Annotated in this window: 12 protein-coding genes; 2 read left to right on the forward strand and 10 right to left on the reverse strand. The window is 66.8% G+C overall.

The features are described 5' to 3' along the window. Positions 1-113 precede the first annotated feature (113 nt). The 6 genes from ACFVJ5_RS16415 to ACFVJ5_RS16440 form a co-directional block, all read right to left on the reverse strand. On the reverse strand, positions 114-1742 hold the full coding sequence (locus ACFVJ5_RS16415) for an acyl-CoA synthetase (protein ID WP_379220912.1): 1629 nt from the start codon (positions 1740-1742) through the stop codon (positions 114-116). Positions 1743-1843: 101 nt separating this feature from the next. After that, a complete protein-coding gene (locus ACFVJ5_RS16420; protein ID WP_379220914.1) occupies positions 1844-2338 on the reverse strand; it encodes an ArsR/SmtB family transcription factor in 495 nt (164 codons plus the stop codon). A gap of 98 nt (positions 2339-2436) precedes the next feature. Beyond that, on the reverse strand, positions 2437-3069 hold the full coding sequence (locus ACFVJ5_RS16425) for a hypothetical protein (protein WP_379220916.1): 633 nt from the start codon (positions 3067-3069) through the stop codon (positions 2437-2439). A 165-nt stretch (positions 3070-3234) separates the two neighbouring features. Then, on the reverse strand, positions 3235-3612 hold the full coding sequence (locus tag ACFVJ5_RS16430) for a hypothetical protein (RefSeq protein ID WP_378632914.1): 378 nt from the start codon (positions 3610-3612) through the stop codon (positions 3235-3237). After that, entirely contained in the window at positions 3609-4115 is a 507-nt protein-coding gene (locus ACFVJ5_RS16435) for a type II toxin-antitoxin system Phd/YefM family antitoxin (RefSeq protein ID WP_379220918.1), read from the reverse strand. The genes ACFVJ5_RS16430 and ACFVJ5_RS16435 overlap by 4 nt, the downstream gene beginning before the upstream one ends. 17 nt (positions 4116-4132) lie before the next feature. Further along, entirely contained in the window at positions 4133-5116 is a 984-nt protein-coding gene (locus tag ACFVJ5_RS16440) for a diiron oxygenase (protein WP_378632917.1), read from the reverse strand. Between the two features lie 223 nt (positions 5117-5339). On the opposite strand from ACFVJ5_RS16440, the gene ACFVJ5_RS16445 reads away from it, so the two are divergent. Further along, positions 5340-6302 carry a DUF5996 family protein gene (locus ACFVJ5_RS16445; protein WP_379220920.1) on the forward strand — a complete coding sequence of 321 codons (963 nt, stop codon included), beginning with the start codon at positions 5340-5342 and terminating at the stop codon, positions 6300-6302. Positions 6303-6324: 22 nt separating this feature from the next. Here the strand turns inward: ACFVJ5_RS16445 and ACFVJ5_RS16450 are convergent, their stop codons facing one another. From ACFVJ5_RS16450 to ACFVJ5_RS16465, 4 genes are all read right to left on the reverse strand, one after another. Beyond that, positions 6325-7338: a TIGR03617 family F420-dependent LLM class oxidoreductase gene (locus ACFVJ5_RS16450; RefSeq protein WP_379220922.1), complete on the reverse strand. Its 1014-nt coding sequence runs from the start codon at positions 7336-7338 to the stop codon at positions 6325-6327. 158 nt (positions 7339-7496) lie between these two features. After that, positions 7497-8354 carry a tyrosine-protein phosphatase gene (locus ACFVJ5_RS16455; RefSeq protein WP_379220923.1) on the reverse strand — a complete coding sequence of 286 codons (858 nt, stop codon included), beginning with the start codon at positions 8352-8354 and terminating at the stop codon, positions 7497-7499. 203 nt (positions 8355-8557) lie between these two features. Next, positions 8558-9772 carry an acyl-CoA dehydrogenase family protein gene (locus ACFVJ5_RS16460; RefSeq protein ID WP_379220925.1) on the reverse strand — a complete coding sequence of 405 codons (1215 nt, stop codon included), beginning with the start codon at positions 9770-9772 and terminating at the stop codon, positions 8558-8560. 30 nt (positions 9773-9802) lie between these two features. Beyond that, positions 9803-11200 carry an acyl-CoA dehydrogenase family protein gene (locus ACFVJ5_RS16465; protein ID WP_379220927.1) on the reverse strand — a complete coding sequence of 466 codons (1398 nt, stop codon included), beginning with the start codon at positions 11198-11200 and terminating at the stop codon, positions 9803-9805. Positions 11201-11326: 126 nt separating this feature from the next. Between ACFVJ5_RS16465 and ACFVJ5_RS16470 the strand changes: the two genes are divergently transcribed. Next, positions 11327-12739, forward strand: a complete 1413-nt coding sequence (locus ACFVJ5_RS16470; RefSeq protein WP_379220929.1) for a glycosyltransferase family 39 protein — start codon at positions 11327-11329, stop codon at positions 12737-12739. Positions 12740-12763: the final 24 nt, after the last annotated feature.

A 12763-nucleotide genomic window follows, 5' to 3' on the forward strand; every position in this document is an offset into this window, starting at 1 on the left:
GGCAGACCGAGCCCACGCAGAACCGCAGGCCGGACCGCGTCTTCGAGATCCAGTGCTGTTGCTAACACTAGCAAGCGATCCGGCCACGCTGTCTACTCCGTAGTAGCCGAGGCCTATCCCTGTGAGACCTCATAGTCGATGAGGGTCCGGCGCACGATCTTGCCGGTGGCGTTGCGGGGCAGTTCGTCGAGGAAGATCACTTCGCGCGGCACCTTGAACCTGGCCAGATTCGCCTTGACGTGCGCCTGGAGTTCGGCGGCGTCGAGGGTGTGACCTTCTTCGAGGACGACGAAGGCGCGCAGGCGTTTTCCGAACTCCGGATCGTCGACGCCGATCACCGCCACGTCGAAGATCTCCGGCCGCTCGACCAGCAGGTTCTCGACTTCCTGCGGGTACACGTTCTCGCCGCCGGAGACGATCATGTCGTCATCGCGGCCGTCGACCATGAGCAGCCCGGTGTCGGTGAAATGGCCCATGTCGCCGCTGGACATGAAGCCGTCGATGATCTGCTTGTGCCTGCCGTCGGTGTAGCCCTCGAACGGCGCGCCACTGCGCACGAAGATCCGGCCACGCGCGCCCGGCGTCTCGACCCGCTGGTCCTGGTCGTCGTAGAGGCGGACCTCGCAGGTGATCGGCGAACGGCCGACCGTGCCCGGCGCTTCCGCCAGTTCGGCCGGGTTCGCGATGGTCGCGATGGCCACCTCGGTCGACCCGTAGAGGTTGTAGAGCACCGGTCCGAAGGCCTCGGTGGCCTTGACGCACAGCTCCGGGGTGAGCGCGGAGCCGGCGAACAGGATGACCTTCAGCGAGGACAGGTCGTATTTCGCGCGGACATCGGCGGGCAGCTCGGTCATCCGGTGCAGCATCGTCGGCACACACACGAGCATCTCGACTTTGTGCTCGGCGATCGCGGCGAGGGTGGCCTCGGCATCGAATCGACGGCGCATGACGATCTTGTTCGACAGGATCGTGTTGACCAGCCAGGTACCGAGGCCCGTGCTGTGGAAGATCGGCGACACGATCATCGCCGTACCCCGCTTCGGGAACGGCACGCGGTCGACGAACTGCGCGGTCGCCATCGGCGTGACCTTGGTGCGCGGTGCGCCCTTGGGCAGGCCGGTGGTGCCGCTGGTGAGGATGATGAAACCGCCCGGCTTACTCGGCGCGGGCAGATCCTCGGTGGAGTTGTTCGCGACGAGGTCGTCGAATGTCGTCGCGCCGGCGGGGAGTTCGGTGCCTTCGTCGACCCAGGTGAGGTAGCGCGGCAGGTCGGCGGGCAGTGCGTCGAGCAGGCCGAGGAACTCGCTGTCGTGCAGCACCGCGCGCACGTTCTCGCGTGCGCAGACCTCCGCGAACTGCGGTTTGGCGAAGCCGGTGTTCATCAGCGCGATGCGCGCGCCGAGCTTGCCCGCCGCGATCATCGACATGATCAAGCCGCGGTGATCGCGGGCCAGCACGGCGATGACGGTGCCCTCGCTGATGCCCGCTTCGCGTAACCCGCGGGCGATGGCGGTGGATTGTTCGTCGAGCTCGCGATAGGTCAGCTCACCGCGCTCGTCCACGAGGGCCACCTGGTCGGGGGCGACGCGGGCCGAATGGCGCACGAGGGTGGCCTGCGGGCCGTAGATCTTGGACTCCTTCATCGTCCGCAGGGTCTCGAGCGGTGTTTTGGGATCGGAGACTCCGCGTGCGCGCAGTACACCGATCGCCTTCACGCTTTCGAGCAGATGTGACAGGTTCACTGGACTACCTCCGCAGCATTGTTCACTCGACGCTCACCGTAGCAGTCGATGTGCGTTGCATCACAGTAGTCTAACCGGGCAATTGGGACATCTCCACAAGATCAGCGTTGGGCCGCCGCCAGCACCGCGAGGAGTGGGACAAGCCTGCTCTCCGGCACCTCGAAACGGCCCAATCCCGCGGTCTGCAACCAGCCGACGGCGGCCAGCTGGCGCAAGTGCTGGTAGATCTCGGGTGAGGTGCCCAGTTCCGCGATGGCGGCGAGATCGGCGGCGGTTCGTCGCCCGTAGACGATTTCCTGAAGTAGCCGCAGCCGAACCGGATCAGCCAGCGCGGCAAGGCAATTGGCCGCCTCGATGGTCCAGACATCACCGACGATGGCATCGGTGGGGTACTGAGCCTGCCAATCGAAGCGCTCACCGGTGGGCAGTTGCAACGCGCCCGCCAGCAGCACACCGCCGGTGCGTTTCCCGGCATCGGCGAATTCCTGCCGCAGGCGTGCCACCGCCCACGGCAGCTGCGCGTGCTCGGGTTGCGCGCTCTCCAGCGCGGCAACGCGGCGTTCCAGTTCTTCGAGTCGGTCGACCAGATCCTCCACGCCGGTCAACCTACGCCACACCGAAGCTGTTGCGCTGCTTCATCGAAACGACAACGCACCCCGGATCGCTCGGACCCGGGGTGCGCGGTGGACGAACGTCAGCGCGTGACAGCACCGAACGAGGGCTGCTGGACGGTGCCGAGCTGGTAGGCGAACCCGTCCGGGTGCGCCTCGTCGACCGGCACGGGCCAGCGGTGCCACAGGTTGCCGTAGACCGCCGCCACGACCAGTCCGGCGCCGGTGTTCAGCGGCGCCGTGCGGATGGTGGTGTCGACCGGCACGTCCTGGTGTTCGGTCAGGATCGCGGTGCCGCTCTGTCCGCTGGACAGGTTCAGCCACATGACCTCGAGCTTGGCGCCGCCCTGGTTGGGTGAGATGGTGCCGGGCCCGCCGAAGAAACCGAGGCGGAAGCCGTCGATATCGAGGGCGATGCCGGAGCCGTACACCCCTGGCCCGCCGCCGTTCTGGCCGATATCGGAGGTCGCCGGGATCTGGAACGGTTGCGCGGGCAGCGCGACGTCGACCGTGCCCTTGGCGGTGAGCTTGTCGAGGGCGGCGAGGGCGCCCGGATTGTTCGCCACCGACGTGCGCAGCTGCGAGACGGCCGCGGCCACATCGACAGTCTGTGTCGTCGGTTCCGCGACCGCGGGGCCCGCGAAGACGATGGCGGCGGCGGCCGAGGTGACGGCTACCGCGGTGGTGAAGCGACGCATGAAACTCAGATGATGCATAACCAGCTCTCCTCGAGTGTTCCTGGTACTGCTTTCCCTGGTGATTCGTCCGCTGTGTGGGTCGGTCGGGCTATCAGCCGCCGACCACCTGTGCACGGTACCGACAGCCGATGTGGGATCTGTCACTACCCCGGGGAAAGTCGAGTTCAGGACCACGAGGGTCGGTTACGGCATGTTCGCGATCTCTACTTTGTAGCCGCGATAGAGCTCGGGTTTGGCGGTGAGGACCGGCATGTCCAGATTCTGCGCGGTGAACACCACAGGCGCGATCAGCGGCCAGTCGAGATGGTCGTCGACGATCGGCACGGTGGTGCCGATGCGGATCGCGGTGGGGGCGTCGAGTTCGGCCCAGCGCACGGCGACGCGGTTGTCGAGCAGGCGCCCGAGTTCGTCGATGTTGTCGACGGCGCGCATCGCGGCCATCAGACTCACGGTGGGCACCACCAGGATTCGGCGCTGCTGGGTGAACTGGCGCATGATCACCTGCCCGAACAGCGGCGACAAGGCCAGCGAGGTGAGCGCGGTGTGATCGGCGACGCTCACTGGCGACTGTCCAGCGCGCCCATCAGCTTGCTCAATTTGGCTTCCGCCTCCGCGATGTCTTCCGCGGAATGCTGGGTGATCCTGGCATCGAGCTTGCCCAGGATCTGCTCACGCAGATCGTCGTTGAAGTACGCGGGGGGCAACGCCCCGTGCCGCAACACCTCAGCGGGTACTACCGCGACCAACTCTTTCCCCTCCCGCGTCACGATCACGGGCCGTCCGCTCGCGGACACCCCGTCGAAAACACTACCCAGCTGACCACGTAACTCGGTCAGCGGCACACTGTCGTAATCGGCCATAGTCAACTGTACATCGCTGTGTACAGTTCCGAGTGCGTTGATGTTGAGCTCGTCGTCGCTGCGCATGCCGATCACCTCTGCCGGCCGCAGGCCTTCGACCGTGGCCAGGTCGGCATCGCTGAGCGTCAGGGCATGCGGGCCGAGCTCATCGAGTAGCCCGGTAGAACGCCGACGTCCCGCCGGAACGGTACTCCGGCGGGACATCGTGCTCACCTGATCGCTCAGGCGACCTTGCGGGCCGGTTCGCTGCGGTAGCGGGTCACCGGGCCGTCGATGCCGAGTAGGCGCCAGGTCAGCTTGGCGACCGGGTTCATCAGGCCGCTGTTGGTGGCGAGGGCGCGCACGTCACCGAAGATGTTGCGCATCGTGGTCTGCGATTCCTCGCTGCTCCAGTAGGCGTCGCGCATGACCTCCGCCGGAATGTCGAACTTCTCGACGAATTCCTTGGGCGGCGTCATGATCATGTCGAGCATCACCCGCATGGCGATCGGGAAGGCCACGGACAGCACCGATTTCGTGATCGGGTTCATGCCGGGCACGTTCCGGCGCAGGTATTCGTGGGCGAAGGAGATGTGCCGGGCTTCCTCGGCCACGTGGATCTGCATCACCCGCTGCACCATCGGGTGCAGATCGACGCCGGCCCGCAGCAGCGACTTCTGCAGGTGGTCGATCGGCTCCTCGCCGCCGAGGATCATCGTGAAGAACAGCTCGGGGAAGTACTTCACCGCGGGCCAGATGGCCATCGTCAGCTTGCGATCGATGGTGCCCATGCCGATCACATCGCGATAGCCGATGCGGTTGATCATCTCCTGGAACATCATCGTGTGGTTGCACTCTTCGGCAGCCTCGTGCGTGATGTACCGGAATTCCGGGTCGCCGTTGGGGACCGACACCAGGTACTGCATCAGCCCGCGGATCAGCAGCTGCTCGAAATCCAGGCCCACCTTGGCGATACCGGCCTGGCGCCACATGCCGATGGCGATCTGCTTCTCGATCGGCTGAGCCTTGTACCAGGGGTGACGGCCCAGCGGGTCCTCTTCGGGCATGATCCAGCGCGGATCGTCGCTGTGCACGGCGAACTCGGGGGATTCCCAGTCGATGTCGACGTAGGGGTCGAAGTGTCGGTTGACCGAACCTTCGGACAGGTTGCGCAGGATCTCGTGGTACTCGGGATCAGTGGCGGTGTTCTTGATTGTCGACAGCATCAGCGGTGTCTCCTTCGGTATGGCGCGAGACCTACGTTATATGAGACTCGGAGTCCCACACAACCCCTCCGGGGTCGCGATTCGTCCTTGCGGCGCGATCTACCAGCACCGACGTACGATGAAGCGTCGCAGGACACGCCGAACGGTTGACCAGTCAGCCAGCGCACCTGGCTGTGAACGGGCGCGACCCACGGGGTCGCGCACCGAGAAAGCGAGGAATCCGATGGCACGTTCGACTCCCGCCAAGGCCGTCTGGCCCGCTCTGCGCGTCGATGACTGGTCCGAGACCCGCGACACCCTGCACATGTGGTCGCAGATCATCGGCAAGCTGACGATGGCGGGCACACCGCTGGTGAACCACTGGTGGAATGTCACGTTCGCGGTCAGCGCGCGCGGGATGGCGACCGGTGCGATTCCCGTCGACGGCCGCCTGCTCGACATCGAATTCGACTTCGTCGATCACGAACTCGTCCTGCGCAGCAGCGACGGCCGCCACGCCACGATCGCCCTGCGGCCGCGCACGGTCGCCGATTTCTACGCCGAACTCGGCCATGTGCTCGGTCGACTCGACATCGTGGTCGACATCGAGGCCTCACCCAACGAGGTCGACCCGGCCATCCCCTTCGCCGAGGACACCACCCACCACTCCTACGACGCCGACGCCGTCCACCTGTTCTGGCAACAGCTGGTCCAGATCGAGCGAGTATTCCAGCTCTGGCGCGCCGGTTTCGCCGGGAAATCCAGTCCGGTGCAATTCTTCTGGGGTTCGTTCGACCTGGCCTGCACCCGCTTCTCCGGCCGCCCCGCGCCCCTGCACCCCGGCGGCGCCCCCAACTGCGCCGATTGGGTGATGGAGGAGGCCTACTCCCGCGAATGCGCGAGCGCGGGCTTCTGGCCGGGCGGCACCGAAGGCACCTTCTACGCCTACTCCTACCCGGCTCCGGACGGTTACTCCGCTCGCCCCGCAGGTCCCGACGGCGCCCAGTGGGACAGCACCCTCGGCGAATTCGTCCTGCCGTACGACGTGGTCCGCAAATCCCCCGACCCCGACGCCACCCTCCTGCACTTCCTCGACACCACCTACGCCTCCGCGGCCGACCTGGCCCACTGGGACCGCCCGCTCCTCGAAGTCGATCCGCACCGCCTCGATCGTCGACTCCACGTCGACGACACGACTGCGCTCTGACCCATCGGCACCCAGCGCGAGATCACATCTCCCGCAACAGTTCTGTCAGCAGCGCCGGGTCGACCCGATAGGGCGTGTTGAACCCGAGCCGCTCGACGATTCCGTCGTAGCGCTCGTGCAGTTGCGCCGCCGCGCGGGCGGGGTCGGTGGCGGTGATCGCGACGGCGTCGAGGAAATCGTCGTCGACGAGGTCGGCCATGTGATCCCATTCCCCGTTCTTGGACATCGCTTTCAGCCGGGGTCCGAGTTCGGCCCGATCGTGCAGCTGCAGAATCGGCCAGTAGGCCGGTGTCGATCCGTAGAACGCCAGCTGCTTTCGGATGGCCTGCCTGGCGGTGGCGAGCTCACTCGCGGATCTGCCTGTCGCGATCATCGCCGAATGGTGGATCACGATGTCGTCCACGGGTTTCCGTGCGCGCGCCGCGCCTTGCGCCAGGGCGGGCACGGTCACCTCGCGCAGAAATCTCGGAGTGCAGAACGGGTGCGACATGAAGCCGTCGGCGACCTCGCCTGCCACCGCGGTCATCCCCGGCCCCACGCCCGCGAGATAGATCGGCGGCGGACCGAACCCGGCCACCTCGTCGGCCGCGGGGCGGAACAGCGGCGGCATCAGGGTGTGGTGATAGAACTCGCCCTGGTAGTCGAGCCGCCCGCCCTGCTCCCAGCTCGCCCAGATGGCGCGCACCGCCAGCACCATGTCGCGCATCCGATCGGCCGGTCGGCTCCACGGCATGGAGTAGCGCCGGGTGATGTGCGCGCGGATCTGGCTCCCGAGGCCGAGTACGAACCGACCACGGGAGAAGGCCTGCAGATCCCAGGCGATGGTGGCGAGCAACAGCGGATTGCGGGCGAACGCCACCGCGATCGAGGTTCCGAGCTCGACCCGCTCGGTGTGCTCGGCGGCCAGCAGCAGCGGCAGAAACGGGTCGTGCGCTCCTTCGAACGTCCAGATGCCGGCGTACCCCGCGCTCTCGGCGGCCGCGGCGTCCCCGGCCATCGTGGCGAGCCCGCCGGTCAATGTCGTGTCGATCTTCAACGCGCGAATCCCATCACTGTCTGCTGGTCGTCCGGCGGTGTTCGTGACAGCGCGGAACAGTTCGACCTCACCGTATAGCCGCACGAAGCCGATTCGTGCTGATCGGGTGAACCCGACGTCGCGCCGGAGGATCGCTGCGGCGTCGGCGTTCTCCCCGGCTACTCGACGAGCTTGGCCCGCAGTGCGTCGACGACCTCAGCGCGCAGACCGAGACCATCGCGCAGGTACTTGTCGACGGTGCCGTAATCCGAGTTCAGCTGGGTGATACCCGCCTCCAGATAGGTGCGGTCCACCACGAGAAACGGGCGGTAGACGGCCGCCGCCTGAGGTCCGCGGGCCGCCGTGATCTGAGCGATCGTGGCCTCGATCGAGGCCGCCGAGTACTCGTTGGTGAGCAGGTAGTCGTTCATGCTCGTGTCCGCGTCGACGCCGACCAGGCTCTGCAGCAGGTACGCCGTCCAGCCGGTGCGGTCCTTGCCCGCGGTGCAATGGATCACGACCGGACCGGGCTGCTCAGCGATACGAGTCAGGGTCTGCGCCAAGCCTTCTCGGGCCGCGGCGTCGGTGACGAACATCCGGTTGGCGGTGCGAAGCAACTCCGCTGCCTGCTCGGGGCTGGTGATGCCGCCCGGGATCTGGCTGACGTCGCCGGCCAGGATCGGGATGTTGACATACGACGCGCCCGCCGGGACCCGGTCGGGAGCCTTGGCGATCTCCGAGGCATTGCGCATGTCGATCACGTCGGCGATGCCGAGCCCCTGGACCGCCGCCAGGTCGGCGTCGTCGAACGTCAACGCGTTGGACCGGTAGATCGCGCCCTTGCGCACGCGGTGACCGCCCTGCGCCGTATAGCCCGCACCAATGCCCGCTATGTCGCGGAAGTTGTCGGCGCCGGCCAGGCGCGGCGCGTCGGCGGCGACCGGCTGTTGCGGGTCCGCGGCGGTGCAGGAAATCGCGGCGAGCACGCCGCAGCACAGCGCGAGAGCCACGATGGCCCGGCGAATAGTTCTGAACATCTGGGGCTCCTCATCGAGAACCGATCAAGCGATTGGTCATACGAGGGAACCACTCAGTAGACAGAGAGTCCAGCGAAGCGGTGAGTAACGTTCGGTAAACGGAGAAGCCGCCGGAACGACTGGCCGTGCCGATCGGCCTGTCGGAAACAGAAATCCGGTGCGAGTCGGCAATCGACTCGCACCGGATTTCGTTGTCTACCAGGTCACTTCAACTCGGAGCTGGTCTTTCCGAGCACGCGGCGAGCCACGATCAGCTGCTGGATCTGCTGGGTGCCTTCGAAGATGTCGAGGATCTTCGAGTCGCGGGCCCACTTCTCGAGCAGGGTGCGCTGGGAGTAGCCGATGGAGCCGGCCAGCTCCACTGCCTTGAGGGTGACGTCGGTGCCGGTGCGACCCGCCTTGGCCTTGGACATCGAGGCCTCGAGGGAGTTCGGCTTCTTGTTGTCGGCCATCCAGGCGGCGCGCAGGGAGAGCAGGTAGGCCGATTCGTAGTCGGCTTCCATGCGCAGGAACTCGGCGGCCGCCGCGGACTGGTTCATCGCGGGGGTGTCGTAGGAGATCTCGACGCCCGCCTCGGTGAGGACGGTGCGCAGTTCCTCGAGCGCTGCGCGGGTGACGCCGACGGCCATGGCCGCCACGAGGGGACGGGTGTTGTCGAAGGTCTGCATGACCCCGGCAAAGCCCTTCTCCACGTTCACTTCCGGCGAACCGAGGATGTTGTCGGCGGGGATGCGGCAGTCCTGCAGCAGCAGCACCGCGGTGTCGGAGGCCTTGATGCCGAGCTTGTGCTCGAGCCGCGCCACCGACAGACCCGGAGCGTCGCGCGGGACGACGAAGGACTTGATCGCGGCGCGACCGAGGCTCTTGTCGACCGAAGCCCACACCACGATGTGGGTGGCGCGCTCACCGCAGGTGACGAAGATCTTCTCGCCGTTGAGGACCCACTCGTCGCCGTCGAGGGTGGCGGTGGTGGTGACGGCGGCGGAGTCGGAACCGAAGGACGGCTCGGTGATCGCCATCGCGGCCCACACCTTGCCGAAACGCGACAGCTGCTCGTCGGTCGCGACGGCGGCGATCGCGGCGTTGCCCAGTCCCTGGTAGGGGATGGTGAGCATCAGGCCGACATCGCCCCACGAGGTCTCGAGGGCGTTGAGCAGCGCGGACATGTTGCCGCCGTTGGCATTCGCGGTCAGGTCCGCGGCGGCCTCGTCGTTACGGCCGCCTGCGGCGCCACCGATCTTCTGGGTGCCGGAATCGGCGAGCCCTTCGATCATGGCGGCCATCGTGTCGAGCTCGACCGGGTACTCGTGCTCGGCGAGGTCGTACTTGCGGGAAATGGGACGGAAGATCTGCGAGGCGACCTGGTGGGCCTGGTTGGCGCTCGCCTTCAGCTTCTTGGGGAGTTCGAGATTGATCATGAGGGGGCTCCTGGAAGGTGAGAAACGGGCCTAGACCAGCACGATGCCTTCGGCGACACCGACGGAACGAAGGTCGCGGTACCACCGCTCGACCGGGTGTTCCTTGGTGAAGCCGTGGCCGCCGAGCAGCTGCACGCCGTCCAGACCGATCTGCATGCCCTTGTCGGTGGCCAGCTTGCGCGCCAGCGCCGCCTCACGGGCGAACGACAGACCCTGCTCGGCACGCGAAGCGCCACGCAGGGTGACCAGGCGCAGGCCGTCGAGCTCGATCGCCATGTTGGCGACCATGAAGGCCACCGCCTGACGGTGCGAGATCGGCTCGCCGAACGCCTCACGCTCGTTCACGTACGGGATCACGTAGTCGAGCACGGCCTGGCCGGTGCCGATGGCCAGCGAGGCCCAACCCAGCCGGGCGAGCTGCACCGCGTCGCCGTACTCGGCGGCACGGGTCTTGGCGTCACTGTCGCCGAGGACGGCGTCGGCGCCGACGGCCACGTTGTCCAGGATCAGCCGGCCCAGGCCCGCGGCGCGCAGACCCATGCTCGGGTCGGCTTCCACGGACAGCCCGGCGGTGTCGGACTCGACGATGAACAGCGCGGGGCGCCCGTCGAGCTCGGCGGCCACGATGAACAGTTCCGCGTCGGCCGCGGCCGGGACCAGGCTCTTCATGCCGTTGAGCTTGTAGCCGCTGGGGGAGCGAACGGCCTTGGTCTGCAGCGCGAACGGGTCGAACAGGGCGCGTGGCTCGTTGATCACCACGGACGCCTGCGGCACACTCTCGCCGGTGAAGGCGGGCAGGTAGGTCTGCTGCTGGGCGTCGGTGCCCCACTGGGACAGGGCGACGGTGACACCGCTCGGCGCCAGAATCGGCAGCGCCAGACCCATGTCGCCGTGCGCGAGCGCCTCGGCGACCAGGGAGTTGGTGACGGCGCCGCGCTCGGAAGCCGCGCCTTCCAGCTCCTCGGGCACGTTGATCAGGGTGATGCCGAGTTCGGCGGCGCGCTCGAGCAGGTCGCGCGGGGCCTTGGCGGCATTGTCGGCGTCGTAGGCCGCGGGCCGCAGGATCTCGCCCGCGAAATCACGCACCGTCTCGACGATCATCTGCTGCTCGTCGGACGGGGTGAGATCGAAGTAGTCCTTGGTCTTGGACTCGTTGTCGACCAGACGCTTGGGCTCACCGCCGCCCGCTACCTTGGCGAACGTACGAGTGGCCGCGCCCAGGGTGCGGAACCCGGTCTTGGTGCCCTCGTAGGTGACTCGCTCGATCGGCTTGCGCAGGTTGTACTTGCCCGCGAGCTCCGACCCGGTAATGGTCGTCAAAGCGCGCATAGCGGCGCCCATCCAGTCCCGTTTGGGCTGGCTGAGGCCGACCGCGGACGTGTCGTTCGGACGTCGCTTCGTCGCGCTGTCTCGAGTGCTCATCATCACCTGATTTCCTCGGCTGTCGGGGTGCCTTCGACCCCACCATCTTACTCTGCGGTAAGTCTATCTTACTCCAGAGTAAGAAGTGTGCTGACCCGTCGTCGAATCGCCGGTTTCTGTCACGCTGGTCGGGTGCCCGTCATCGCGTCGGTTTTCGCGCTCGTTCTGCTGGTGACCTCGGGGCGCTACGGCTACCACCGCGACGAGCTGTACTTCCTGGCCGCGGGTCGGCGGCTGGACTGGTCTTACCCCGATCAGCCGCCGTTGTCGCCGTTTCTGGCCAGACTCATGGCTGCGGTCGATCCCGATTCGTTATGTGTCATGAGATTGCCCGCCATCGCCGCGGCGACCTTCGTCGTGGTGTGTGCCGGGTTGATGGCGGGGGAGTTGGGCGGTGGGCGTGGTGCGCGAGCGCTGGCGGCCGGTGCGGTCGCGAGTTCCGCGCTGATGATGGGCGTGGGGCATCTGCTGGGGACGACGGTGTTCGATCTGGCGGCCTGGTCGCTGATCTGTCTGCTCGTGCTCAAGCTCGGGCGGGATCCGCGCTGGTGGCTGGTGATCGGACCGGCAGTCGGGATAGGTCTCCAGAACAAGGTACTGCTGATCGTGCCGGTCGGGGTGCTGGCCGCGGCACTGGCATTGTCTGGACAACGAAAGCTGTTCGCGACCAGGTGCTTCGGGTTCGCTGTCGGCTTCGCGCTGGTGTTGTGGTTGCCGTATCTGTGGTGGCAGGCCGACAACGGGTGGCCGCAGTGGGAGCTGAGCAGAGCCATCGCCGGCGGTTCGTCGGGTACCTCGGATACGCCGATCATGTTCGTGCTCTTGCAGTTCGGGCTGTTCGGGCCACTGCTGGTTCCGCTGTGGGGGTACGGATTGTGGCGGTTGTGGCATTCGCGGTGGCGGGCGTTTCCGCTGACCTACGCGGTGCTGTTCGTGATGTTTCTCGTGACCGGCGGCAAGGCCTATTACCTCGGCGGGATGTACCCGGTGTTGCTCGCGGCGGGTGCCGTCGGGCTGTGCCGGTGGCTGGGTACGGACCGAAAGCGCTGGGCGGCAGTCGCTTCGGTAGCCATGGTCAACGCGGTGATGTCGGCGGTGTTGTTTCTGCCGGTGCTGCCCATCGCGTGGCTGCGCGACTCTCCGGTCCTCGCGATCAACTACGACGCGGGCGAGACCATCGCCTGGCCCCGCTACGTCGAACAGATCGCCGCCGCCCGCCCGCCCGGCGCACCCATCCTCACCGCCAACTACGGCGAAGCGGGCGCGATCGAGCGCTTCGGCCCTGAATATGGCCTGCCCACACCACATTCCGGCCACAACGCCTACTGGTGGTGGGGCCCTCCACCCGACACCGCGACGGAGGTCCTCACCGTCGGCATCGACCATGCACGACTCACCGAGCTGTGTTCGACCGTCGAACCCGCGGGTGTGCTCGACAACAGCCTCGGCATCGACAACGACGAACAGGGCGAGCCGATGTTCGTCTGCCGTAACCCGATCCGGCCGTGGTCGCAGCTGTGGTCGCAGTTGCGCACGCTCGGGTGACGGATCGCGAAGCCGCTACCCGGT

Origin of the sequence: Nocardia sp. NPDC127606 (assembly GCF_042671725.1) — a bacterium.
Taxonomy (GTDB): domain Bacteria; phylum Actinomycetota; class Actinomycetes; order Mycobacteriales; family Mycobacteriaceae; genus Nocardia.